We start from the raw sequence: 24,925 nt of genomic DNA, 5'->3' as shown, positions 1-24,925 counted from the left end.
TTAGCGTGGCCTTCCGCAACCGTTGTTGCCAAGCATCATGGCCCTACTGAATATCCTGCAATACCCTGATCCGCGGCTGCACAAGGTCGCCAAACCAGTCGCTGAAGTGAACGATCGCATCCGCAAACTGGTAGCCGACATGGCCGAGACCATGTACGAGGCGCCGGGTGTCGGCCTGGCTGCCACACAGGTCGACGTGCATGAGCGCGTGATCACCATCGACGTGTCTGAGTCGCGCGACGAACTGCGCGTGTTCATCAACCCCGAGATCATCTGGGCGAGTGACGAGCACAAGGTCTGGGATGAGGGCTGCCTGTCGGTGCCGGACATCTATGACAAGGTGGACCGCCCCGACCGCGTGCGCGTGCGTGCACTGAACGAGCGCGGCGAAACCTTCGAGTTGGAGGCCGATGGCCTGCTGGCCGTGTGCATACAGCACGAAATGGATCACCTGATGGGCAAGGTGTTTGTCGAATACCTGTCGCCGCTCAAGCAAACGCGCATCCGCTCCAAGCTCAAGAAACATCAGCGCGATCTGGAGCACCAGCGCTGATCCCGCGTTCATGCCGCCCGACGCGAACGCGCGTGCCCACCCCCTCCCGCTGATGTCGACCGTACCCGCCGACGCAGGCCCGGACACGCGCACACGCAGCCTCACCGCCGTGCTGGTGCGGCACTGGCGCGTGATCGTCGTGCTGATGGTGTGCGCGTACTTTGTGGCGGGCACGTTCTGGCGCGCGCCCTGGAAAGCCGACGAGCCGTACTCGTTCGGCGTGGTGCTTAACATCATCGAGCGCGGCGACTGGGTGATCCCCAACGTCGCCTTTGAGCCCTTCGTCGAGAAACCCCCGCTGATGTACTGGACCGGCGCACTGGCCGCGCTGGCCGTGCCCGACCTGCCGCCGCACGAAGCGGTGCGACTGGCCGTGCTGTTCTGGATGGCACTGACCTGCCTGGCGGTCTGGCGCACAGCGCGCCTGCTACGCGGCGAGGCCCGTGACTGGCGCATGCGCGTCGGGGCACAACTGGCGCGTGGGCGCCCCGGTCCGACACTGGCCGAACGCCGCATCGCGGGGCAGGATGCCGGCGGCGCAGCGTTCCGTGACTACGCGCTGGGCGCGCTGTTGCTGTTTGCCGGCTGTATCGGGCTGGTTGAGCATGTTCACAAATTCATTGCCGACGTGCCGCAACTGGCCGGCACCGCCATCGCGCTGTATGGCCTGGTGCGCTATGTGAAGGCGAGCGAAGCGGGCGGCGTACATGGCGTTGATGTGCTGCGCCCGGCCCTGTGGTTCGGCACGGGTGCCGGCGTGGCGTTCCTCGGCAAAGGCGTCCTGGTGCCAGGCCTGTTCGGGCTGACCCTGCTGGCGGCAATGGCGCTGCTGCCGGACTTCCGCAATCGCCAGGCATGGCGCTTCTATGGGTTGTCGCTGCTGGCCGCGCTGCCTTGGCTGGTGATCTGGCCGGCCATCTTCTGGCACGAATCGCCAGACCTGTTCATCGAGTGGTTCTGGGTCAACAACCTGGGCCGCTTCTTCGGGTTCTCGCACCTGGGCGGTGAAAAAGGATCGCTCGTCACCACCATTCGCTCGATTCTGCTGACCGGCACGCCGGCGGTGTGGCCTGCACTGGCGGTGCTGGGAATTTCGCTCTACAAGCTGGTGCGCCAACGCGGACGTGGTGCACGGGCGGCCTGGCTGCTGCCGTATCAGGGGCACCTGGTGGTGGCGCTGTTCGTGCTCGTGACGATTGCCGTGGTGCTGCGCTCCGCCGTGCTGCGCGACGTGTATCTGATGCCGCTGCAACCGGCACTGGTTCTGCTGGGTGCGCCGATGCTGTTGCTGATTCCACCCGCTTGGCGCACGCGCGCCTGGGTGGTATCGGTCACGCTGTTCGGCGTGCTGGGAATGGTGGTCTGGGCCGTATGGGCAACGCTCGTGACGAACGGTGGACAGTCGCTACCGGGCTGGTTGGCCAAGGTGCTGGGCCGCGTATTGCCGCTGCCTTACGACATGCTGCTCCACCCGGTGGCCGTGCTGGCGGCGGCCGGCATGACCGTGCTGTGGATTGTCTGCGTGTGGCTGCGCCCGGCGCGCTCGGGCGTGGTGGCGTGGGCAGCAGGTCTTGGCATGGTGTGGGGCCTGCTCGGCACACTGCTGATGCCTTGGGTGGACGATGCGCGCAGCTACCGCCCCTTGTTCCAGGCGATCAAACCCGTACTCGAATCCGCGCAGATCTGCGTGGCCACGCGCGGCATGGGCGAGAGCGAACGCGCGTTGATGCACTACGAAACCGGCGTGCGCCCGGTCAAATGGTTGCTTGGCCACAGCGGTGCGGGCGACGACCTTCGCCCCAACCCGACTGCACGCACGTGCGACCTCATGCTGGTGCTCGAAAAAAGGCCGGAGCACAACCGACGCCGTCCACAAGGCGATAACTGGGAAATGGTGTGGCGCGGCAGCCGCCCCGGCGACACCAACGAAACCTTCTCGCTGTTCCAGCGGCGCAGCAATGGCGTATCCGAAACGCTGCCCGCACCCGAACCCATCGTCCCGCTGACCGACACGCCGCATCGCGGTCGTTAAGTCCAATGCGCTACGCTTGGCGTGTAGCGCACTTTCCTTTTCCGCTCCCTGCTCCATGACGTCCACCCTTCGCGTAGCGTTTGCCGGCACACCAGAATTTGCGCAGATCGCCCTGGCGGCGATCCACCAGGCCGGCTTCCCGATCGTTGCCGTGCTGAGCCAGCCGGACCGTCCGGCCGGGCGCGGCATGCAGTTGCAGGCGAGCCCCGTCAAGCAGTACGCGGTGTCGCATGGGTTCGAGCCGATCCTGCAGCCGCCGTCGCTGCGCCGCACGGGCAAGTATCCGCGGGAAGCTGCCGACGCCATTGATGCACTGGCCGCGCAGCGTCCTGACGTGATGGTGGTGGCCGCCTACGGCCTGATCCTGCCGCAGGAAGTGCTGGACCTGCCACGCTTTGGCTGCATCAATATCCACGCCTCGCTGCTGCCGCGCTGGCGTGGTGCCGCGCCCATCCACCGCGCCATTGAGGCTGGTGACGCCGAATCGGGCATCACGCTCATGCAAATGGATGCGGGCCTCGACACCGGCGACATGATCAGCATGGAGCGCGCGCCCATCGGCCTGGCCGACACCACGGGCACGCTGCACGACACGCTGGCCGCGCTCGGTGGGCGCATGGTGGCGGAGGCGCTGACCAGGCTGGCGCAGGACGGCCGGAAGCTGCCCGCTACACCGCAACCGGCAGAAGGCGTGACCTACGCCGAGAAGATCGCCAAGGACGAAGCCGCGCTCGATTGGTCGCGCCAGTCTGCCGCGCTGCTGCGCCAGGTGCACGCGTTCAACCCATTCCCTGGCGCGTCGGCCACGCTCGATGGCGTGACGATCAAATTCTGGCAAGCCGAGGCGCTGGCTGACCGGCCGGCCGATGCCGACCCCGGCACGGTGCTCGCCGCCAACGCCGATGGCGTGACCATTGCCTGTGGCGCCGGCGCGCTGCGCGTGACACAGTTGCAAAAGCCGGGCGGCAAGCGCCTGCCCGCGCGCGAATTCCTGCAGGGCCTGGCGATCCAGCCGGGCCAGCGCTTCGCCTCACGCGCTTAAGCCTTCGCATCACCCCTGTCTACGTAGAGAGAGGACCTCGCCATGACCACGCTGGGCATCATCAACCTGCCGCTCTTCGTGCTGGCGGTGTTCCTGCTGAATGTGACGCCGGGGCCGGACACGGCCTACATCGTCGGGCGCAGTGTGTCGCAGGGGCGTGTGGCGGGGCTGCTGTCGGCCCTGGGCGTGTCCGCCGGGTGCTGCGTGCACGTGCTGGCGGTGGCCTTCGGGCTGACGGCGCTACTGGCGGCCTCCACCGCGGCCTTCACGGTCATCAAGGTGGTGGGTGCGGCCTACCTGATCTACCTGGGCGGGCGCATGCTGCTGGCGCCGCCCGAACGCGACGACGCCCCCACCGAGATCTCCGCGCAGGCAGCGGCAGCCAAGCGCCCGCGCCCGCTCAAGGCGCTGTTCATGCAGGGCTTTCTCACCAATGTGCTGAACCCGAAGGTGGTGCTGTTCTTCCTGTCGTTTTTCCCGCAGTTCGTCGATCCGCATGCCAGCCACAAGGCGGCGGCGTTCCTGGCGCTGGGCGTGGTGTTCATCGCCATGTCGACGGTGTGGAACAGCATGGTGGCGTGGGTGGCCGCCAGCGTCACACGGCGCGTGGCGGGCAAACCGGGTATCAAGCGCTGGCTCGATCGCGTGGTCGGCACGGCCTTCATCGGGCTCGGTGCGCGGCTGGCGTTCACCACCCGTTGATGCGTCAAGCGTCATCTGCGGCAAAATATCGCGCAAATCCTTGAATTTTCAGCGATTATCGCGATCTAAGAGACTCGAAAAACCGTCCTGCGCCCCTGCCAGGACACCCTAGACCCACAGGAGCCACGCCCCCATGTTCAACTGGATCAAGACCTTCATGCTGATGGCAGCGATCACCGCGCTGTTCATCGTCATCGGCGGCATGATCGGCGGACGCAGTGGGATGATGCTGGCGCTGCTGTTCGCGCTGGGCATGAATTTCTTCTCGTACTGGTTCTCCGACAAGATGGTCCTGCGCATGTACAACGCGCAGGAAGTCACCGAGACCAGCGCGCCGCAGTTCTACCGCATGGTGCGCGAGCTGGCCACGCGTGCGCAGTTGCCGATGCCGCGCGTGTACCTGATCGACGAAGCCCAGCCCAACGCCTTCGCCACCGGCCGCGACCCGGAGCATGCCGCGGTGGCCGCCACCACCGGCATCCTCAACATCCTCTCCGAGCGCGAACTGCGCGGTGTGATGGCGCACGAACTGGCGCACGTGCAGCACCGCGACATCCTGATCTCGACCATCTCGGCCACCATGGCTGGTGCGATCTCGGCGCTGGCCAACTTTGCGGTGTTCTTCGGTGGGCGCGACAGCGAAGGCCGTCCGGCCAACCCGATCGCCGGGATTGCCGTGGCGATTCTCGCCCCGCTGGCAGCGGCGATGATCCAGATGGCGATTTCCCGCGCGCGCGAATTTGAAGCCGACCGTGGCGGCGCCACCATCAGCGGCGACCCGCAAGCATTGGCGTCGGCGCTGGACAAGATCCACCGCTATGCCGCCGGCATCCCGTTTGCCGCTGCCGAGGCCCACCCGGCTACCGCACAGATGATGATCATGAACCCGCTGCATGGCGGCGGTCTGGCCAACCTGTTCAGCACGCACCCGGCCACGGAAGAGCGCATCGCGCGCCTGATGCAGATGGCGCAGACCGGGCAGTATCCGACGTAAAAGAGGCGGCCCGATCAGGCGCATCCTTTATACTTTCACCGTCCGCACGAGCCCGCCCATCGCGGGCTCGTTGCTTTTCTCCCGTCTGATTTTCTGCTGCTCCAATGCGCCTGCCGCCCGATTCTCTCGCCCATGCCTTATCGCTTGCCGCCGTTGTACTGGGCAAGCTGCGGCAGGGCACGGCATTGCCCCAGGCCATTGAAGCCGCCTGCCAGGGCCAGCCGGCTCCGGTGCGCGGCGCCGTGCAGGATCTCGCCTACCGTGCGACACGCTGGCTCGGCAGCACGGACTGGCTGATCCGCACGCTGATCCCGCGCACGCCCGCCGAAAGCGCTGCAAACCTGCTGTGCGTCGCGCTGGCGCAATTGCTGGATGCGCCGCCGCCGTACACGCCGTTCACTGTGGTTGACCAGACCGTGCGGGCCGCCTCGGCCGACCCGAAGCTCGCGCACGGCAAGGGCATGATCAATGGCGTGCTACGGCGTTTCCTGCGCGAACAAGGTGAACTCGTCGCCGCCATGCAGGCTGACCCGGTGGCCACCACCAACTATCCGCAATGGTGGATCGACGCCGTGCGCAGCGCCTATCCCGACACTTGGCAAGGCATCCTGGCCGCCGGCAACCGCCGCCCGCCGATGGTGTTGCGCGTGAACCCGCGTCGTGTTGCCGTGGATGACTACCTTGCTCGACTGGCCGAGGCCGGCATCGACGCCGAACGCATCGGCGAGCAGGCCGTGCGCCTCGCGCGCGCCGTACCGGTCGCCGAACTCCCCGGCTTTGCCGAAGGGGACGTCTCCGTGCAGGACGCCGGCGCGCAACTGGCTGCAACCCTGCTCGACGTGGCACCGGGCCAGCGTGTGCTGGACGCCTGTGCCGCGCCCGGTGGCAAGACCGGCCATCTGCTGGAACTGGCTGACGACCTGGACGTGACAGCGCTCGAATCCGACGCCGCACGCGCGGTGCGCATCAACGAGAATCTCGCACGCCTATCCCAAACCGCCACCGTTTGCGTGGGCGACGCCGCCCAGCCCGGCACTTGGTGGGACGGCCGCCCGTTCGACCGCATCCTCGCCGACGTACCGTGCTCGGCCGCTGGTATCGTGCGGCGCCACCCGGACATCCGCTGGCTGCGCCGCCCGGCCGATCTCAAGGCACTGGCCGCCTTGCAGCGCGACATCGTGCGCGCCCTCTGGGCATGCCTCGCGCCCGGTGGCAAGTTGGTTTATGTCACGTGTTCGATTTTCCCGACGGAAGGTGAAGCGCAGGCCCGATGGTTTGAAAGCCATCTCGAAGATGCGATACGATTGCACGCGCCCGGCCAGTTGCTGCCCGCGTTGTTGCCCGTCGCGCCCGACGCGGCACCGACCGGCGGTTTCATCCCGGGTGTCTCGCCACTGCCGCTCGACCACGACGGCTTCTTTTACGCGGTGTTCCAGAAACGGCCCTGATGCGACGACCGTTGTGACTGTCTTCCTCCGCCCATCGCTCCAGCTGCTGCCCGCCCGATTCCGGCAGATGCTGCACCGGCTTGTCGTATTGGGCATGCTGTGCCTGTTGTGGCCGACAGCGCCGTCCGCACAAACCATCGAAGTCAACCGCGCCCAGCTGGAATACGCCGACGGCGGCTGGAACCTCACCGCCGATTTCGACTTCGATCTGCCCAGCAACCTCGAAGATGCGGTCAACAAAGGCATCGCGCTGTATTTTCTTGTCGAGTTCGAGCTGATCCGCCCGCGCTGGTACTGGTTCGATGACCATGCCGTCAGTGCCACGCGCGTGGTGCGCCTGTCCTACCATCCGCTGACGCGCCAGTACCGGGTATCGACCGGTGGCCTGCAAGTGCCGTTCTCGCGCCTGAAAGACGCGGTCGACTTCATGCAGCACGTGCGCGGCTGGCGTGTATTCGAACGTGGCGCCGTCAAGACCGGTGAGACCGTACAGGCCCAAGTCCGCATGCGCCTGGACGTGACGCAGTTGCCCAAGCCGTTCCAGATCAACGCCGTCAATACGCGCGACTGGAACCTCGCTTCCGAATGGAAGCAGTTCGGCTTCCTGGTGCCGAGCGAACCTGCATCGCCCCCGTCGGCACCACAGCCTGCACCGTCGGTCTCAGCACCCGCGGCCAGCGCACCCGCCTCGTCAACGCCTGCGCCGGGCCTGTCGCCCAATCCGGGCTGGGGCATGAGCGCCGGACCCGGCAACGCAGGTTCGTTGCTGGCGCCCGCCAAATGATCTTCGACCGCAGTTACAAGCGCCTGCTGTATCAGGTGGTGGCGGGCACCATCGTCTTTCTGGCGATCGTACTGGTGGGGCTGCTGGCAGCAGCTTCGGCCAACACCGAATTCTTCGACCGGTATTTCACGCTGCTCTACAAGGTCAACCTCGTCATTGGCGTGCTGCTGGTGGTGATCATCGGCGGGTTGATGCTGGCGTTGGCGCTGCGCGCGCGGCGCGGCAAGTTCGGCACGCGGCTGATGACCAAGCTCGCCGTGTTCTTCGGCGTGGTGGGCGTGCTGCCGGGCGTGCTGATCTACTTGGTGTCGCTGCAGTTCGTCTCGCGCAGCATCGAGTCATGGTTCGACGTGAAGGTCGAATCGGCGCTGGAGGCGGGGCTGAACCTCGGCCGCACGACCATGGATGCGTCGCTGGCCGACCTACAGAACAAGGGCCGCCTGATTGCCGAACAGGTGGGCGACGGCTCGGCCTCGGCCACAGCCATCACACTCAACCGCCTGCGCGAACAGTTTGGCGTGCAGGAAGCGACCATCTTCACCGCCAACGGCCGCGTGGTCGCCACCGCATCGAGCACCTACGACACGCTCGTGCCGAGCCTGCCCGACCAAGCCATCCTCGAACAGGCGCGCGCACCCGGCGGCTACGCCAGCCTCGAAGGCGGCAGCGACAGCGAAGGCGACACCGGCCCCACGCCCTCCACGCGCAGCAACAACCGTCACAACGATCTCTATCAATTGCGCGTGGTGGTGGCACTGGGCACGACCTCGCGCGAGGAGCCCACGCTCGGATCCAGTTCGCCGGCGCGCAAGTGGGCCGGCACCGGCCTGCTGGCCGACCGCCGCTCGGAAGACGGCAACGGGGGCGTCTCACGCGGCTTTGGCCTGACGGGCGAAACCGGCCGCGAAGAGCGCTTCCTGCAGCTCATACAGCCGGTGCCGCAGGCGCTCGCCCGTAATGCGGATGCGGTTCAGCGTGCGTATCAGGAATACCAGGAGAAAGCGCTCGGCCGCACCGGCCTGCGCAAGATGTACATCGGCACGCTCACGCTCACGCTGTTCCTCGCCGTGTTCATTGCAGTGATGCTGGCGCTGCTGCTGGGCGCGCAACTCGCACGACCACTGCTGATGCTGCTGCAGGGCACGCGCGAGGTGGCCGAGGGCGATCTCTCTCCCAAACGTGAACTGCACACGCGCGACGAGCTCGGCGTATTGACGCAGCAGTTCAGCCAGATGACGCGCCAGCTTGCCGACGCGCGCCGCGCCGTTGAGCAGAACCGTGCAGCACTCGAGCAATCGAAAGCCTATCTTGAAAGCGTGCTGACCAACCTGACCGCAGGCGTCTTCGTGTTCGACCATCGCTTTGTCCTGCTGACTGCCAACCCGGGTGCCGAGCGCATCTTCAAGCAGCCATTCGGCGCGTGGGTCGGGCAGGGGCTGGCCAGCATCGTGCCGCTGTCGGCCTTTGACCAAGTGGTCGAGCAGGCTTTCGCCGAGCAAGACGCCAGTGCCGCAGCCGGCGGCGCCGCGGCACACTGGCAGAAGCAAGTGGAGATTCCGCTCGAAGACGAAGACGAGCCACTCACGCTGCTGGTGCGCGGCACGCGCCTGCCGGGGCCGTCAGTGGGTGCGCACGGCACGGAGCGCGGTTACGTGGTGGTGTTCGACGACATCTCCGACGTGATCTCGGCGCAGCGTTCGGTGGCATGGGGTGAAGTCGCGCGCCGTCTCGCGCACGAAATCAAGAACCCGCTCACGCCCATCCAGCTGTCGGCCGAGCGCCTGGAGATGAAGCTCTCGCCCAAGCTGTCCGACGCCGATGCGGAGGTGCTGCGCCGTGGCGCCACCACCATCGTCAACCAGGTCGCGGCGATGAAGCGCATGGTGGACGACTTCCGCGACTACGCGCGCACACCGCCCGCTGTACTACAGGAACTGGACCTCAACGCGCTCGCCTCTGAGGTGCTGCACCTGTACGGCATCGATCACCCTAGCCAGCACGATCACCCCGTCATCGAGGTCAAGTTGGGCGAGGGATTGCCGTTGATCAAGGGCGACCCGACCCAGCTGCGCCAGGTCATCCACAACCTGCTGCAGAACGCGCAGGACGCCGTGGCCGAGAACGAAAGCGCCGGAAGACCTGCCGCACATGTCATGTTGCAAACTGACACGGTAGAATACGACGACGCCTCGGGCGCGCGGCGGCAGGCCGTGCGGCTTGCGATCGCGGACAACGGCGGCGGATTTTCATCCCGCATCCTAAACCGCGCCTTCGAGCCGTACGTCACGACCAAAGCCAAGGGCACAGGATTGGGCTTGGCCATGGTGAAGAAGATCATGGACGAGCACGGGGCGCGCATCGAATTGCGCAACGGCCAATCGGGTCAAACGGGCACCGACACCGTCGGCGCCCAGGTTTCCATACTGTTCGTAAAACTTGCCTGACGCGGACGGCAATCCCGCCGCACATAGAGGAAAAGCATGGCCACCATCCTCGTTGTCGACGACGAAATGGGTATCCGGGAGTTGCTCTCCGAAATTCTCGGAGACGAAGGGCACGTTGTCGAAGTCGCCGAGAACGCGCAGCGCGCGCGCGAACACCGCGCGAACGGAACCCCCGACCTCGTCCTGCTCGATATCTGGATGCCGGATACCGACGGCGTCACGCTGCTCAAGGAATGGGCATCGCAGGGCCTGCTGACCATGCCCGTCATCATGATGTCGGGCCATGCGACCATCGACACCGCCGTGGAAGCAACCAAGATCGGCGCGCTGAATTTCCTGGAGAAGCCCATTGCGCTGCAAAAGCTGCTGAGCGCAGTGGAGCAGGGGCTGTCCCGCAGCAAGGAGAAGCCGCGCGCAGCGGCACCGCTTGCAGCACCGGCTGCAGGCGCGGGCGCGGCACCGAATGCGGCCATTGCGGGGGCACCTGCCACGATCGACCGCACCGACATCAACGGCGCACCGGTCCGCACGGTCGAGGGCGGCGGCATGCAATTCTCGTTCGACATGCCGCTGCGCGAAGCACGCGACCTGTTCGAGCGCGCCTACTTCGAATACCACCTGCAGCGCGAGGGCGGCAGCATGACCCGTGTGGCCGAGAAAACCGGCTTGGAGCGCACGCACCTGTACCGCAAGCTCAAGCAATTGGGCGTCGAGCTCTCGCGCAACAAGGGCGAGCCGACGGTCTGATCCAATCTCTTTTTCAACAGGGCTTGACGACAGGGGGCAAACCCTGCCATACTCGCTTTTCTGTTCTGGCCCGGTAGCTCAGTTGGTAGAGCAGCGGATTGAAAATCCGCGTGTCGGTGGTTCGATTCCGCCCCAGGCCACCAAAATTCTTCGTTCCGCAAGGTGTATCAATTCTGCGGAGCAACAAAAAAGACCTCGTCGCGAGGTCTTTTTTCATTTCCGGCCTCGTCTTCCTGACGCCCTCCAGTTGCCGGAGCGCCGCGCCAGTCGCCGATCTGTGGCGGAACGTCGCAGACACAAAAATTGCCACAGAACCTCTTGACGCGCCGCAGCTTAGGGTATACCTAGCGCCGCAAACTGCGCCAAACTGTCGCAGGTCTCGGTATAGTGACTCAACGCTATCAAACGGCAAGCACAAGGAGATTCTCCATGGCACTCGTTGGCACCGGTCACCACCACTTCCATTTCCACGCTTTCGACGGCATCAGCCGCAAGACGCGGTTGACGTGGTTGCGCAATGCCGCAGCGCTGACGTGCCTGATGGCGCTGATCGCGACCATGTGGGTGGGCGGCAATCTGTCGGCCCTGATGCACACGCCGATCGTGAACGGCGTGACCCCGCTGGCGGCGGTCATGACCCTGGCCTGTTCGTTCATGGCGGTGAGCCTGCTGGGTCTCATTGCTGCAGGGTTCTTCCAGTTCCGCATGGAGCAGCTGGACGCTCCGACCGCCTGAGCATCCCGCGCATCACACCCTAGACGGAGGCTTCGGCCTCCGTTTTTGTTTGCCCGCCACGGCCGCACCTTCCTGGATGCGGCCGTTTTGCTTTCTGGGCCACGCTGGAGTGATTTCGGCATTGACTCATTTGTTTCAACTTAGTAGTTTACGAAACAATTGAATCAAATATCGCGATCTCGATGACTTTCGAAAGGCTCATGCAGACGTTGCGCGAACGCGCAGCAGATCTGTCGCCGCAGTTGCAGCGTGCCGCCATGCTGCTGGAAACCCACCAGCACGACATCGCGCTGCTTTCCATGCGCGATCTGGCGCGGCGCTGCGACCTGCCGCCGGCTACGTTCTCGCGCCTTGCACGGGCGCTGGGTTTTGAAGACTTTGCCGCGCTACGCGACATCTGCGTGAATCAACTGCGCCAGCAGGCAGACGGCTTTGCCGGCCGGGCCAGCACGCTGCAGGGTACCGATGCGGCAGGTGCGTCCGATGCCGAACGCATCGGCACCGCCATCGGCGCGCACGTGCAATCGGCGTTCTCTCCAGCCAATCTGGCCGCGCTGGAAACCGCCGCCGACGCATTGTGTGCCGCACGCCGCGTCTATCTGCTCGGCGCGCGCAGCTGCCTCGCGCTCACGCACGCATTTGGTTACGCCGCGCAGCTGTTCGACGACAAGGTCACGCTGTGCAGCGGCGCAGGCAACACGCTGGCCGATCCGCTGCGTTTTTGCGGGGAGGGCGATGTCGTCATCGCTGTCACGTTCGACCCGTACACGCGCGAAGTGATCGAGGCGATGCAGTACGCGCATGCCCGCGGCGCACGCCTCGTCTATGTGACCGACAGCGCGATCGCGCCCGGTGCCGAGCTGGCGTGGCAGCAGCTCGTTGCGCCCGTGGCGATCCCGTCGTTCTTCCATTCGCTGGCCGCGCCGCTGGCACTGCTCGATGCGCTGCTGATGACATGGTTCCGCCGCGCCGGCACCACCGCGCTCGCCCACTTGGCCGACAGCGACGCCCAACTCAAACAGCAACAAGCCTACGTGCGCAGTGCCCGCCGCAGTGAAGCGGCTGTCGCGCATCCCGCGCCCGTCGTCCCCACCCAACGCTGACACACCCCGACCGACCATGACACCGTCCACCACCGCCGTCTTCCATCGCGACCCGCGCAAGACGCTGCCCACCGCCGTCGGCGGCGAGGGCATGACCCTCATCGACTCCGACGGCAAGCGTTACCTGGATGCCTGCGGCGGTGCGGCCGTCTCGTGCCTCGGCCACGGGCATCCGCGCGTGGTCGAGGCCATCTGCAAGCAGGTGCGCGCGCTGGCCTACGCACATACGTCGTTCTTCACGACAGATGTGGCCGAGGAGTTGGCCGCACGCCTGACCGCCGCAGCGCCGGGCGATCTCGATCACGTGTACTTCGTCTCCGGTGGCTCGGAAGCCATCGAGGCCGCACTGAAACTCGCGCGCCAATACTTCGTCGAGATCGGCCAGCCGCAGCGCCAGCTCTTCATCGCGCGTCGCCAGAGCTATCACGGCAACACGCTCGGCGCGCTGGCGATTGGCGGCAACGCCTGGCGTCGGGAGCCCTTCCTGCCGCTGCTGGTGCCCGCGCATCACGTCTCGCCGTGCTTCGCCTACCGCGAGCGCCTCGACGGCGAGACCGATGGGCAATACGTGCAGCGCCTGGCCGATGAACTGGACGCGAAGATCGTCGAGCTGGGTTCTGAAAACGTCGCCGCGTTTGTCGCCGAGACGGTGGTCGGCGCCACGGCCGGCGCGGTGCCGCCGGTGGCTGATTACTTCCGCCGCATCCGCTCGGTGTGCGACCGTCACGGCGTGCTGCTGTTGCTGGACGAGGTGATGTCCGGCATGGGCCGCACGGGTTACCTGTTTGCTTGTGAAGAAGACGGCGTGGTGCCGGACCTGATCGCCATTGCCAAAGGCCTGGGCGGCGGGTATCAGCCGATCGGCGCGACGTTGGTGAGCCGCCGCATCTATGACGCCATCACGCGGGGCAGCGGTTTCTTCCAGCATGGTCACACCTACATCGGCCACGCCACCGCGTGTGCAGCTGCACTGGAAGTGCAGAAGGTGATTGCCGAAGAGAACCTGCTTGCCAACGTGCGGGGGCGCGGCGAACAACTGCGCACCGCATTGCGCGCCCGCTTTGCCGACCATGCACACGTGGGCGATGTGCGTGGCCGCGGGCTGTTCGTTGGCGTGGAGCTTGTTGCCGACCGTGCCACCAAGGCACCGCTGCCACCTGCGCACAAAACGCACGCACGCGTGAAGGCTGAAGCCATGCAGCGTGGCCTGATGGTCTATCCGATGGGCGGCACGATCGACGGCCAGCGCGGCGACCATATCCTGCTCGCGCCGCCGTTCATCGCCACCGCGCAGGACATCGACGCCATCGTCGAACGCCTGGGCGACGCCGTGGATGCCGCCACCGCCCACGCACCGGAGGCCGTGTGGTGAACCAAGCCAACCAGCCCATCGCCATCGCCGTTGCGCCCAATGGCGCACGCAAGACGCACATCGATCACCCCGCGTTGCCGATCACGCCCGACGAACTGGCCGCCTGCGCACGCCAGTGCGTCGAGGCCGGCGCCGCAATGCTGCATCTGCATGTGCGCCGCCCCGATGGCACGCACAGCCTGGAGCCCGACCATTACCGCCCGGCCATCGCCGCCGTACGGCAGGCGGTGGGTGATGCACTGGTCCTCCAGATCACCACGGAAGCGGTCGGCATCTACACGCCGGAACAACAAATGGCCTCGGTGCGGGCCTTGCAGCCGGAGGCCATCTCCGCCGCGCTGCGCGAACTGGTTCCGGATACGGCGCACGAGGCAGAAGCCACGCGCTTCTTTGGCGAGCTTGCCGCGGCGCGCACGGCCATCCAGTACATCCTGTATTCCGCCGATGACGTGGTGCGCTACCGCGACCTGCGTGCGCGCGGTGTGTTGCCTGATACACCGCATTGGGTGCTGTTCGTGCTCGGCCGCTACTCGGCGGGGCAGCGCTCGGATCCGTCGGATCTGCTGCCGTTCCTGCAAGCCTGGGCTGACGGCGGCGAGGTCACCGCCAACGTGCCGTGGGCGATGTGTGCATTCGGCCCGCGCGAAGCCGAATGCGCGCTCACCGCAGCCCTGCTCGGTGGTCACGCCCGCCTGGGCTTCGAGAACAACATGATGCTGCCCGACGGCAGCACCGCGCCCGACAACGCGGCACTCATCACCAACCTGCGAGGCCACCTCGACGCACTGCATCGCCCACTGGCCAGTGCGGCGGAGCTGCGCGCCTGGTTCGGCCGCTAGGCCTCTTTCGCATTCATCACCACGAAGCCACCGACCAGACGGCCACACACAAGGCCGCGTCACACAACCATTGGAGGAAGCATGCGTTTGACCACCCGGTGTATCCGGTCCATCCCGCTGGCGCTGGCCGCCCTGTCCGCCGTTGGCGCACAGGCGCAGGCACTCGACGGCACGCTCAAGAAGATCCAGGACAGCAACACCATCCTGATCGGCGTGCGCGAATCGTCGATTCCGTTTTCGTACCGCGACAGCCAGAACAAGATCATCGGTTTCTCGGCGGACCTGTGCACACGCGTAATCGACGCGGTCAAGCAGAAGACCGGCAAGCCCAACCTGCAGGTGCAGCAGATTCCGGTCACCTCGCAGAACCGCACGTCACTCGTGCAGAACGGCTCGGTGGATCTGGAGTGCGGCGTGACCACGCATCTGAAGTCGCGCGAGCAACAGACGGCGTTCTCGACCACCTTCTTCATCGCAGGTACGCGCCTGCTGACGGGCGTGAACTCGGGCGTGAAGGATTTCCCGGACCTGGCAGGCAAGTCGGTCATCACCAATGCGGGCACCACGTCGGAGCGCATCCTGCGCAAGATGAACGACGAGAAGAAGATGAACATGAACGTCATCAGCGGCAAGGACTATGGCGAATCCTTCCTCACGCTGCAGAGCGGCCGCGTGGCGGCGTTCATGATGGACGACGTGCTGCTGGCCGGCGCACGCACACTCGCCCAGAAGCCCACCGACTGGGTCGTGACCGGCACGCCGCAATCGTTCGAGGCGTACGGCTTCATGCTGCGCAAGGATGATCCGCCGTTCAAGAAGCTGGTGGACGACACGCTCACCAGCGTCATGAAGAGCGGCGAGATCCATACGCTCTACGCCAAGTGGTTCGAGAGTCCGGTGCCGCCCAAGAGCCTGAACTTCAACTTCAAGATGAGCGATCCGTTGAAGGCGCTGTACGCCAACCCGAACGACACGCCGTTCGAGTAAGCGGACAGGCCGACATCAGTTCCGCTCAGGCAACGGCCCGCGCAAGTGCAGCGTGATCCGGCCGCTGCATGCGGGCCGCCAGCAAATGCTGTGCGGCCCAGTGGCCGGTTTCGGCAGCGCCATCCGTCCAGGGGCTGCCGAGGTAGTCCCCCGCCAGAACCACACGACGATCGCGCCCGAGTGTGTTGCGGTAAGCCGCGATCGCGCGTGCGCGGCCCACGGGTGAGCGTGGCTCGGCTGCCTCCCAGCGCTGCAGGTGTGTCGACACCGCAGCCCGGTCGATGCCAGGCAGGTGCGCGGCCATCGCCTCCACGACAAAGCGCACCAGCGCTGTATCGCTCAAGTGCCCGACCTTTGCCGCCGCCTGCTCGCCCAGCATCGCGCAGACGATCGGACCATCGCCGGGCGTCTTCCCCTGCTGAAACGTGAGTGCGGCCAGCGGACTGCCCTCCACCGGCGCAAACAGCGCGCCATACACCGGCTGGAACACCTTGGGTGCCGACCAGGACGGCGGGAGCCCCAGCGCCACATGCACGCTCGGTGCGTAGCGCGCCTCCAGCACGGCAGATTCTCCAAGCCTAGTCTGCGGCAACCATGCGCGTGCGATATGCGCCGGCACGGCAAGCACCGCGCCATCGGCATCGAGCCATTCCCCGTTCACGCACAGGCGTACGCCTTCCAACGTTTCGCTGACTTGCTCCACATTCGCGCCGTAACGCACGTCGAGCGCTGAAGCCATCGCACGCGGCAGGGCTTGCCAGCCACCATCGACCGTCAGCGTGTCAGCACCGTTGAAGGCCGTGAGCGCACCCAGCAGCGCGCGTGACGTGCCGGCCAGCCGATGGAAGTACAGGCCGTGGACCATCGGCTCGAAGAAATAGCGCGCGGCAGCCTCGCCGAACACGCGGGTGCTCCAGGCTTGCGCATCCTCGTCGTCCAGTGCGGCGAGGCTGGCGTAATGGCTCGGGTCGACGCCGCGTACCTCGCGTGCGGTGGCCAGGCCACCGCGCAGCATTTGCCAGGTTTCACCCCAGGTGAGCTGGCCGCTGGTGCCGAGCGTCCATGGGCGCTTGCTGTGCACCGCATGGAACACCGGCCCGCGTTGCATGGCCGCCACCGCCGAAGTCTTGCGCAGGCGCGAGGCCAGCCCAGCCTCCTGCAGCAATGGCAGCACGTAGCGGTAGCGCGATGACACGAACTGCGCGCCGCACTCGATGGTCTGGCCGTGGAAGGGCACGCTGCGGATGCGCCCGCCGGGCGAGCGTGCCGCTTCCAGCACGGTGACGGAGCAGCCGGCCCGCTGCAGATGGCGCGCGGCATTGAGCCCGGCAATGCCCGCACCCACAACGATGAAATGTCGCATGGCAAGGAAGAAGGAGATGACGGCGCCTACAATACCGGCCGGCTGCGCACCCTACACAGCCTGTCAGTTTTTGCCCCAAGGACGCCACCATGCCCAAGACCACCCGCGCGCACTGGATCGAAGCCGGTTTCGAGTTGCTCGACATCGAAGGGGCTGTCGGCATTTCTGCGGAGCGCCTCGCCCGTCGCCTGAACGTGACACGCGGCGCGTTCTACCACCACTTCACCAGCCGCGACGACTACGTGCGCAGCCTGCTTGCCGAGTGGGAGCGCACCTATACCGGCAGCATCCTCTCGCTCATCCAGCCTGGCGACACGGCAGAGACCCTGCTCATGCGCTACCTCGACGTCGCCGCATCGATGCACCCGCAGCGCGAAGTCGCCATCCGCGCCTGGGCGATGCGCGAGCCGCTGGTGGCCGACACCATGCAGCGTGTGGATGCCCTGCGGCTGGCCTTCGCCACCTCGCTGTGCAGCCTGGAGGGTGGCGCACCGGATGACGCGGCGTTCTGGGGCCGCATCGCGCACCTGTGCTTTATCGGCGCGCAGCAGACCACGGCACGCCCCGATCCCGAGGCGTTCCGTGCGTTCTTCCTGAAGTTGTTTGCGATGTCGCAGCGGCTGGCCGCGCAGGCCGAGCCGAGCTGAGCTGCGTTGCGCTAGATACCGGCCTGCGTGACCGCCTCGATGCGCGCCACGTGCACGGCCTGCTTGATGTGCGCCGGGTTGTCGGCGTAGCGCTTGGCAACGGCGCCGGCATCAATGGACGATGCGGCCTGCAACGCTTGCAACAGGCGTTCCGTTTGCGGATAGGCGCGATCCTCAAACCCGAGTCGGCCACGGGCATCCGCCTCGCACGCCTGCAGCGCCAGACGGAAACGCTCGGGCTTGCGCAGCGCGTCGCAGCGCTCCAGCAGGCGTACCAGCGCCGTCGCATCAAACCCATCGCTGCGGTGGATGTTGCCGTGCTCGCGTGCGACGACCAATGCCAGCTCGCGGCAATCCGTCGGCACACGCAGGCGTTGGCAGACCTCCTCGATCATCGGCACGCTGCGGTCTTCGTGGCCGATGTGGCGCGGCAGGATGTCGTCGGGCGTGGTGCCCTTGCCGAGGTCATGTACCAGCGCAGCAAAGCGCACGGGCAGCGGCGCGCCCATGGCGGCGGCGGTCTCGATCACCATCATGGTGTGCACGCCGGTGTCGACTTCGGGGTGATAGTCGGCACGCTGCGGCACGCCCCACAGCCGATCGAGCTCGGGCAGCAAGCGCACCAGCGCGCCACAGTCACGCAGCACGGCAAACATGCGCTGCGGGTGCGCCTCCATCAGCCCGCGGGCGATTTCCTGCCACACGCGCTCGGGCACCAGTGCATCCACCTCACCGGCCTGCACCATGCGCTGCATCAGCGCGTTGGTCTCGGGCGCAACGTGAAATTCGGCAAAACGCGCCGCAAAGCGCGCCAGGCGCAAGATGCGCACCGGGTCTTCCACAAACGCATCCGACACATGCCGGAACGTGCGCGCGGACAGATCCGCCTGCCCACCGTACGGGTCGATGACCGGGCCAACCAGCGCACCATCTTCCGCCACACGCTGCGCCATCGCGTTGATGGTCAGGTCGCGGCGGATCAGGTCGTCTTCGAGTTTGACGTCGGGCGCGTAGTAGACCGAGAAGCCCTTATAGCCAGCCGCCGTCTTGCGCTCGGTACGGGCGAGGGCGTACTCGGCCTGCGTGCGCGGGTGCAGGAAGACCGGGAAATCCTTGCCGACAGCACGAAAGCCGCGTGCCTCCAGGTCTTCCGGCGTGGCGCCAACGACCACGTAGTCGCGATCCTGCACGGGCAGCCCGAGCAGCGCATCACGAATCGCGCCGCCCACGGCATATACCTCCAGCCCGTGCGTGGCCGGATCAACAATGGCTTCGGCGCGCCCCGCTTGTGTTGCGCGTTCCGTCATTGATTGGCGGCGACCAGCGTTTCCTCATCCAGCGCGGTGCGGTACGGCTCGTCGTCGGCGATGAAGTCGTTCTCAGCGCGTGCGCCGTCAATCCACTCCTGCATGGCGGGCAGGTTGAGAATGTGGTCTGCATAGGCCTTGGCGGCTTCGGGCAGGCGCACGCCGTACGTGGCAAAGCGGCTGACCACCGGCGCGTAGAACGCGTCTGCCACCGTGAAGTGGCCGAACAGGAACGGGCCTTCGGCGGCGTACTTCTGGCGCAGCTCGGTCCACATCTGCGCGATGCGATCGATGTCGCGCTGCACGGCCACGTTCCAGCCCATGCCGGGCAGCACGGCCGTCACGTTCATCGGCATGTTGTTGCGCAGGTTGCCAAAGCCGGAGTGCATCTCGGCGCAGATCGAGCGGGCGTGCGCACGGGCCTTCGGGTCCGCCGGCCACAGTTGCGCGCGTGGGAAGCGCTCGGCCAGCGTCTCGCAGATGGCGAGCGAATCCCACACGTTCATGTCACCGTCCACCAGCACGGGCACACGGCCAGCGGGCGAATGGCGTGCCACGTCGGCGGCAAAGGTCTCGCTCGCCAGGCGCACACGGATCTCTTCAAACGGGATGCCGGCCTGCTTGGCCAGCAGCCACGGGCGTAGCGACCACGACGAATAGTTCTTGTTGCCGATGACCAGTTTCATGATTCCCGTCCTTGGAGAGTGCACTGCAATTATTGTGGGAGTTCGCGTATGTCACGCCGACGCACCAGAACGCTCTTGTGTTTGGCGATGGAGAAAGGGGCTGCAGCGTGGGGCGAACGAGTCATTCTAGCCCTGCGCTGCAGCGCGACAAAATGAAACGGATTGGCCACGGTTGTGAAGTGGCCTCACAAGCGAGGCGCGCTGCGGTGCAGGCCCGCTACCGATGCGCCCGGGCGCGCGCTGCGCTCAGCCTTGGGTTCAGGCCGAATCCGGCCAGCGCAGGCAGCATCACGGCCTCCATCCCGAGCGGGTGGATGCCGAGTTCCGGGGCAACGGGCTCCATGCTGACGTTGTCCACGCGCATGGAATCCAGGTTATCGCGCGAGATGGGCGCCCCCGGCAGGTGCTCGAACAGCGCCGCCTGCATGCGGCCCAGGCCCTCCGGCAGCGGCACGATCCAGCGGCGGTGGCCGCTGGCGCGTCCTGCAAAGCGCATCAGTTCAGCCAGCGTGTAGATGCGCGGGCCGACCAGCGGATACGCATGCCGGATGGTGGCCGGGTTGTCGAGCGCGTTGACGAAGGCGGCCGCCACGTCGTCCACATAGACCGGCTGGAAGCGCGCATCAGCACAGGCCAGCGGCACGAACGGCGCCATGCACTGCATGCGGGCGAACAGGTTGAGAAAGTGATCCTGCGGGCCAAACACCACGGAGGGGCGAAACACCGTCCAGTCCAGCTCACTGTTCATCACCACGCGTTCGCCATCGCCCTTGCTGCGCTGATACATCGACGGGCCGGCCGGATCAGCGCCCAGCGCGCTCATGTGCAGCAGCCGGTCTACGCCGTGCCGGCGGCAAGCGGCGACGATGCGACGCGGCAAGTCAACGTGCACGCGCTGGAACGCAGGACCGTAGGGCATCGCACGCTCGTCCTGCAACACGCCGACGAGGTTGATGACGGCGCAGTGCTTGCCGCCGCGTTCAGTGAGCGCCAGGAATAGCGCGTCGAGAGCGTCGTCGGCGTAGATGTCGGCATCCATCACATCCACGCGCGGCAGCAATGTCAGGTTGTGCGCCCGAGCGGATTCGGCATCGCGCGTGGGCACGATCACGCGGCCTTCGGGCAGGCCGGGCGCGGCAAAGGTCTCGGTCACCAGCCGCGAGAGCAACTGCGTGCCGATGAAACCGGTGCCACCGAAAACGAGCAGATTGGAGGTGTGCATGATGCATCTCCAAGACGGGAGGAGAGGGACAGAGGGGGCTCCACCACAATACATCCCGAAGGCGACCGCCCCCAAGGCGTACCGGTGCGATGTGCTCCGCGCCGCACCGTTGTGATCGCAAGCACGCCCGTCCCCAAAGCAGAACGCCCGCATTGCTGCGGGCGTTTTTTTGATGCAGATGATGATTGCGTCGCTTACGGCAGGTCGTCCGGTGTCACCGCCTCCGGCCCGACTTTGCCCAGGCGGTCCTTCAAGGACTGCGGGCGGCCGGTCATCAGCGCGCTGTAGTACGTGGCGTTGGACAGCACGTTCTTCACATACGTGCGCGTCTCGTTGAAGGGAATCGTCTCGGCGAAGATCGCGCCTTCCACCGGGCGCGTGAGCGTCGAGCGCCAGCGCTTCGGGCGGCCAGGGCCGGCGTTGTAGCCGGCAGTTGCCAGCGTCATCGAGCTATCCAGATCCGTCAGGATCATCGACAGGTAGCTCGTGCCCAGCAGCACGTTGGTATCGATGTCGCTCATCTGCGAGGGGCGGAAGCCCGGCAGGCCGATCTTCTTGGCCACGCGCTTGGCGGTTTCCGGCATCACCTGCATCAGACCCGAGGCGCCCACCGACGAGCGCGCATCCATGATGAAGCGCGACTCCTGGCGGATCAGGCCATAGGCCCAGGCGATGTCCAGACCAACGGCATCGGCGTTGCGCTGCACCACGTTGAGGAACGGCGTGGGGAAGCGCAGCGAGAAATCATGCTCGGCGCGGGTCTTGTCCGCCGAGTTGACGGTGCGATCGAGCAGGCCGAGCTTGCGGCCGTATTCCGCCGCGGCGATCAGCTCGCGGTCGCTCATGTTGCGCAGCTCCCAGTTCCACTCGCGGTTGCCCTCAAAGCGCAGGTTCAGGTCATACAGGCGCTTGGCGCGACCGAAGCCCGGGTGGTTGCGGCCCATCGGGTCGATCTCGGCATCGGTGACGGTGGTCTTTGGCGGCACCGTGATGCGCTGGCCGAGTTCTTCCTGCGCCAACTGGCCGTAGAAGTTGAACTGCCCGGCGATCGACTGGAACTGCTTGTTGGCGTCGTCGTTACGGTTGTCTGCCTTGAGCGCACGGCCGTACCAGTACGTCCAGGCCGGATCACGATCGCGCAGGGTGGGGCGCATCTTGTCGATGGCCTGGCGCACCATCTTCCAATCGCCCGCGCGCAGGGCGGTGCGTACGCGCCATTCCTGCGAATCGTCCGACAGCCACGCATCGCCGCCCAGCGTCAGTTGGCGACGGTAGGCATCGAGCGCATCCGGCGTTTGCTTCTTGGCCGCGTACTGGCCGATCACGCCCCAGCCCGCGCCTTGCTCTTCACGCGAGAGGCCGCCGCTCTGCGCCATCAGATACGCCGTGGCCTGCGACGGGTCATTGCGCGCCATGCGGGTGACGTTGGCCAGTGTGTCGTTGTCCACGCGATCGCCCTCGGGCAGCACCGCCGCAATGCGCGACGCCTGCGTCACCAGGTTCTGCTCCAGCGACAGGCGCGCCGCAAAGGCCACGTCCGCCCGCGTGAACTGGTTGGCCTGCGCCAGATAACCGATCAGGTCGACGCAGCCTTCGCCATAGCCCTTCGGGTCAGCCAGCGTGTTGCGCGCATCGGCAGCCACGTTCTGGCCTTTCATGGCGCGCGACAGCAGGGCATAGCACTCGACCTGCGTGTCGTCCTTGAGCACAAACTTCGGGTACTCGACATCGAAGGTGGCCCAGTCGCGCTTCTTGCCGAGCACGAGCAGCCAGTCGTTGCGCAAACGGTCGGCAATGGCGTCGCCCTGGTAGCGCTGCAGGAACGGGCGGATCTCGTCTTCCGGCGCATCCGTGCGTGCATAACCGCTGGCGTCAAACAGCTGCGGCTTGATGCGGAAATACTGCACGTACGACTGAATCGGGTAATCGGACAGGCTGTCGGCCAGCTCCCAGCTGCGCGACACGTCGTTGCGGCGTGCGGCGTTGCGCAACTCGACGAAGGCGTCGTCCGGATTGGCCGGAATGCCTTGCGGTGCCTGCCGCTTGGCCGGTGCAGCCACCCCAACGGGACTCAGCGGACCCACCGCGCCGATGCCGATCACCCCTGCAAAAGCCAGCGCCACTGCGCGATATACTGCCTTGCCCTTCAATGCCATCTCCTACCCCATCCAATCACTGTTAGGTCCGTCGATTATCCCATGCCAGCCTTAGGGAACCCGCACGATCCGGCACGTCCGACAATCGCGACCACGCCCATCGAATCGCGCCGCACGCTGCGCGCCATACTGCTCGATGCGCGCGCCGCGCTGCCGGGCCGCGTTGCCCACGATGCCGCGCTGGCGCATCACCTGGCTGACCTGCTGAGCACGCTGCCCATCAAACGCCTGGCCGCCTACTGGCCAACGCAGGGCGAATTCGATGCGTTGACCGTGCTGGGCCACTGGCTGACGGCGGATGCCACGCGCCACGCGCTGCTGCCCGTGGTGACTGACAAGTTTTCGCCCCTGCAGTTTCGGCGCTGGACGCCCGATTGTGAAATGGCGACGGGCGCGTACAACATCCCCATCCCCCGCTCGGGTGAGATGGAAACGCCCGATGCCTTGCTGATTCCTTGTGTGGGCTTTGATGCGCAACGCTATCGCATCGGCTACGGTGGCGGCTTCTACGACCGCACACTCGCCGCGCTGCTCGCCGCTGGCCACCGTCCATACACCATTGGCGTGGCGTTCGAGGTGAACCGGGTGGAATCCATCGCACCGCAATCGCACGACATCGCGCTCGACTGCATCGTCACCGAGCGTGGCGTCTTTTAACTCTCCCGCAGGAACGCCTATGTCCCATACGTTGAAGACCGTTGCCGACCTCGAAACCGTCTACGGCACCCCGAACCCGCGCTCCGTCCTGAAAGAGATCGACCACCTGAACGCGGACTACCGCGCGTTCGTGGAGGCCTCGCCGTTCATCGTGCTGTCGTCGGTGGGCGAGCAGGGCACGGATGCCTCGCCCAAGGGTGACGCGCCGGGCTTTGTGCGCATCCTCGACGAACGCACACTGGTGATTCCCGATCGGCCCGGCAACAACCGTATCGACAACCTGCGCAACATCGTGGAAGACGGGCGCGTGTCGGTGCTCTTTATCGTGCCGGGTGCGGGGGAAACACTGCGCGTGAACGGCACGGCCACCATCTCGACCGATCCTGAGTTGCTCGCCGCATCTGCCGTGCAGGGCAAGCTGCCGCGCAGCGTGATCATCGTGAATGTGCAGTCGGTGTACTTCCACTGCTCGAAGGCGGTGGTGCGCTCCAAGCTGTGGGAACGCGGCGCGCAGGAGACAAAACCCGCGCTGCCCACCGCAGGCAAGATCCTGCAGCACATCAGCGGCGGCACATTCGATGGGGAAGCCTACGACCGCGAACTGCCCGAGCGGTTGAAGACGACGCTGTATTGAGCGCGTTCAGCGCTTGGCTGTCTTCTTAGCGGCGGTGGTCTTGGCAGTGACCTTCTTGACGGCGGCCTTCTTGGTCGCCGTTGTCTGTGTGGCGGCGCGTTTCGGCTTGGCCGCTTTCGCATTCGCCTCGCGCAGCGCAGCTTCGATCGCCAGGCGTACCCAATCGCGCAGCGGCTGGCCACCATCCAGCGCATCGGCCGGCGTGCTCAGGTACCCCTTCATGCTGATGGTGCGACCCTCACGGTCGTAGCTGAACGGCACCGACTTTTCCGCAAGAAAGCGCACCCGCGTGGCGTCATCCACGCGCAGGTAGCAGGTGCTGTCGATCACCAGCGCGAAGACAATGTCGTCGTAATACAGGGCCGCACCGCCGAACATCCGGCGGGCGCGGATCTCGCCGATCTGCGCGGCGAGCGGTCGGAGTTCGTCAAGCAACCAGGCGACCAGCGGATCAGGTGCGGCTGCCATGAC

Annotated in this window: 23 protein-coding genes and 1 tRNA gene; 18 read left to right on the top strand and 6 right to left on the bottom strand. The window is 66.0% G+C overall.

Annotation, left to right across the window (positions count from 1 at the left end):
• Window positions 1–37 precede the first annotated feature (37 nt).
• The 15 genes from def (at window position 38) to F7R11_RS02310 (ending at window position 15,782) form a co-directional block, all read left to right on the top strand.
• On the top strand, window positions 38–553 hold the full coding sequence (gene def / locus F7R11_RS02380) for a peptide deformylase (protein WP_021196965.1): 516 nt from the start codon (window positions 38–40) through the stop codon (window positions 551–553).
• A gap of 10 nt (window positions 554–563) precedes the next feature.
• A complete protein-coding gene (locus F7R11_RS02375) occupies window positions 564–2,585 on the top strand; it encodes an ArnT family glycosyltransferase (protein ID WP_064805996.1) in 2,022 nt (673 codons plus the stop codon).
• A gap of 55 nt (window positions 2,586–2,640) precedes the next feature.
• Window positions 2,641–3,627 (top strand): methionyl-tRNA formyltransferase, encoded by a 987-nt coding sequence (fmt, locus tag F7R11_RS02370; RefSeq protein ID WP_064805995.1) that lies wholly within the window; start codon window positions 2,641–2,643, stop codon window positions 3,625–3,627.
• Window positions 3,628–3,669: 42 nt separating this feature from the next.
• Window positions 3,670–4,329, top strand: a complete 660-nt coding sequence (locus tag F7R11_RS02365) for a LysE family translocator (protein WP_064805994.1) — start codon at window positions 3,670–3,672, stop codon at window positions 4,327–4,329.
• A 133-nt stretch (window positions 4,330–4,462) separates the two neighbouring features.
• Window positions 4,463–5,323, top strand: coding sequence for a zinc metalloprotease HtpX (gene htpX / locus F7R11_RS02360; RefSeq protein ID WP_021196969.1), 861 nt, complete (start codon window positions 4,463–4,465; stop codon window positions 5,321–5,323).
• Between the two features lie 104 nt (window positions 5,324–5,427).
• Complete coding sequence (gene rsmB / locus F7R11_RS02355) at window positions 5,428–6,771, top strand: 16S rRNA (cytosine(967)-C(5))-methyltransferase RsmB (protein ID WP_064805993.1); 1,344 nt, start codon at window positions 5,428–5,430, stop codon at window positions 6,769–6,771.
• A 13-nt stretch (window positions 6,772–6,784) separates the two neighbouring features.
• Window positions 6,785–7,555: a DUF4390 domain-containing protein gene (locus F7R11_RS02350; protein ID WP_064805992.1), complete on the top strand. Its 771-nt coding sequence runs from the start codon at window positions 6,785–6,787 to the stop codon at window positions 7,553–7,555.
• Window positions 7,552–9,999, top strand: coding sequence for a sensor histidine kinase (locus F7R11_RS02345; RefSeq protein ID WP_064805991.1), 2,448 nt, complete (start codon window positions 7,552–7,554; stop codon window positions 9,997–9,999). The genes F7R11_RS02350 and F7R11_RS02345 overlap by 4 nt, the downstream gene beginning before the upstream one ends.
• 36 nt (window positions 10,000–10,035) lie before the next feature.
• The gene (locus F7R11_RS02340; protein ID WP_021196973.1) at window positions 10,036–10,746 is read left to right on the top strand and encodes a response regulator; all 711 of its coding nucleotides are present in this window, start codon (window positions 10,036–10,038) and stop codon (window positions 10,744–10,746) included.
• Window positions 10,747–10,813: 67 nt separating this feature from the next.
• Window positions 10,814–10,889: transfer RNA gene (locus F7R11_RS02335), tRNA-Phe, on the top strand.
• 286 nt (window positions 10,890–11,175) lie between these two features.
• Entirely contained in the window at window positions 11,176–11,481 is a 306-nt protein-coding gene (locus F7R11_RS02330) for a hypothetical protein (protein ID WP_048935201.1), read from the top strand.
• 182 nt (window positions 11,482–11,663) lie between these two features.
• Window positions 11,664–12,584: a MurR/RpiR family transcriptional regulator gene (locus F7R11_RS02325; protein ID WP_064805990.1), complete on the top strand. Its 921-nt coding sequence runs from the start codon at window positions 11,664–11,666 to the stop codon at window positions 12,582–12,584.
• Between the two features lie 16 nt (window positions 12,585–12,600).
• Window positions 12,601–13,956, top strand: coding sequence for an aspartate aminotransferase family protein (locus F7R11_RS02320; RefSeq protein ID WP_064805989.1), 1,356 nt, complete (start codon window positions 12,601–12,603; stop codon window positions 13,954–13,956).
• Window positions 13,953–14,795 (top strand): beta-keto acid cleavage family enzyme, encoded by an 843-nt coding sequence (locus F7R11_RS02315; RefSeq protein WP_064806509.1) that lies wholly within the window; start codon window positions 13,953–13,955, stop codon window positions 14,793–14,795. Before F7R11_RS02320 ends, F7R11_RS02315 begins: the two co-directional genes overlap by 4 nt.
• A gap of 81 nt (window positions 14,796–14,876) precedes the next feature.
• Window positions 14,877–15,782: a glutamate/aspartate ABC transporter substrate-binding protein gene (locus F7R11_RS02310; protein WP_064805988.1), complete on the top strand. Its 906-nt coding sequence runs from the start codon at window positions 14,877–14,879 to the stop codon at window positions 15,780–15,782.
• Between the two features lie 25 nt (window positions 15,783–15,807).
• Here the strand turns inward: F7R11_RS02310 and F7R11_RS02305 are convergent, their stop codons facing one another.
• Window positions 15,808–17,145 carry a protoporphyrinogen/coproporphyrinogen oxidase gene (locus tag F7R11_RS02305; protein WP_064805987.1) on the bottom strand — a complete coding sequence of 446 codons (1,338 nt, stop codon included), beginning with the start codon at window positions 17,143–17,145 and terminating at the stop codon, window positions 15,808–15,810.
• An 89-nt stretch (window positions 17,146–17,234) separates the two neighbouring features.
• Between F7R11_RS02305 and F7R11_RS02300 the strand changes: the two genes are divergently transcribed.
• The gene (locus tag F7R11_RS02300; RefSeq protein ID WP_064805986.1) at window positions 17,235–17,792 is read left to right on the top strand and encodes a TetR/AcrR family transcriptional regulator; all 558 of its coding nucleotides are present in this window, start codon (window positions 17,235–17,237) and stop codon (window positions 17,790–17,792) included.
• Window positions 17,793–17,803: 11 nt separating this feature from the next.
• Here the strand turns inward: F7R11_RS02300 and F7R11_RS02295 are convergent, their stop codons facing one another.
• From F7R11_RS02295 to F7R11_RS02280, 4 genes are all read right to left on the bottom strand, one after another.
• Window positions 17,804–19,036, bottom strand: coding sequence for a multifunctional CCA addition/repair protein (locus tag F7R11_RS02295; protein WP_418324523.1), 1,233 nt, complete (start codon window positions 19,034–19,036; stop codon window positions 17,804–17,806).
• 59 nt (window positions 19,037–19,095) lie between these two features.
• A complete protein-coding gene (locus F7R11_RS02290; RefSeq protein ID WP_064805984.1) occupies window positions 19,096–19,785 on the bottom strand; it encodes a glutathione S-transferase family protein in 690 nt (229 codons plus the stop codon).
• A 217-nt stretch (window positions 19,786–20,002) separates the two neighbouring features.
• A complete protein-coding gene (locus F7R11_RS02285; RefSeq protein ID WP_064805983.1) occupies window positions 20,003–21,007 on the bottom strand; it encodes a complex I NDUFA9 subunit family protein in 1,005 nt (334 codons plus the stop codon).
• A gap of 194 nt (window positions 21,008–21,201) precedes the next feature.
• Window positions 21,202–23,163 carry a lytic transglycosylase domain-containing protein gene (locus F7R11_RS02280; protein ID WP_064805982.1) on the bottom strand — a complete coding sequence of 654 codons (1,962 nt, stop codon included), beginning with the start codon at window positions 23,161–23,163 and terminating at the stop codon, window positions 21,202–21,204.
• Window positions 23,164–23,205: 42 nt separating this feature from the next.
• On the opposite strand from F7R11_RS02280, the gene F7R11_RS02275 reads away from it, so the two are divergent.
• Together F7R11_RS02275 and F7R11_RS02270 are read left to right on the top strand one after the other, a co-directional pair.
• Window positions 23,206–23,820, top strand: coding sequence for a 5-formyltetrahydrofolate cyclo-ligase (locus F7R11_RS02275; RefSeq protein WP_064805981.1), 615 nt, complete (start codon window positions 23,206–23,208; stop codon window positions 23,818–23,820).
• Window positions 23,821–23,839: 19 nt separating this feature from the next.
• On the top strand, window positions 23,840–24,454 hold the full coding sequence (locus F7R11_RS02270) for a pyridoxamine 5'-phosphate oxidase family protein (RefSeq protein WP_064805980.1): 615 nt from the start codon (window positions 23,840–23,842) through the stop codon (window positions 24,452–24,454).
• Between the two features lie 6 nt (window positions 24,455–24,460).
• On the opposite strand, the gene F7R11_RS02265 is transcribed toward F7R11_RS02270, so the two are convergent.
• A complete protein-coding gene (locus F7R11_RS02265) occupies window positions 24,461–24,922 on the bottom strand; it encodes a TfoX/Sxy family protein (protein WP_064805979.1) in 462 nt (153 codons plus the stop codon).
• Window positions 24,923–24,925 lie beyond the last annotated feature (3 nt).

The sequence above is a fragment of the Ralstonia insidiosa genome (genome assembly GCF_008801405.1).
In the GTDB taxonomy this organism is placed as follows: domain Bacteria; phylum Pseudomonadota; class Gammaproteobacteria; order Burkholderiales; family Burkholderiaceae; genus Ralstonia; species Ralstonia insidiosa.
The sequence above is the reverse complement of the archived record's forward strand: the minus strand, read 5'-3'. Positions and strand labels throughout refer to the sequence as shown.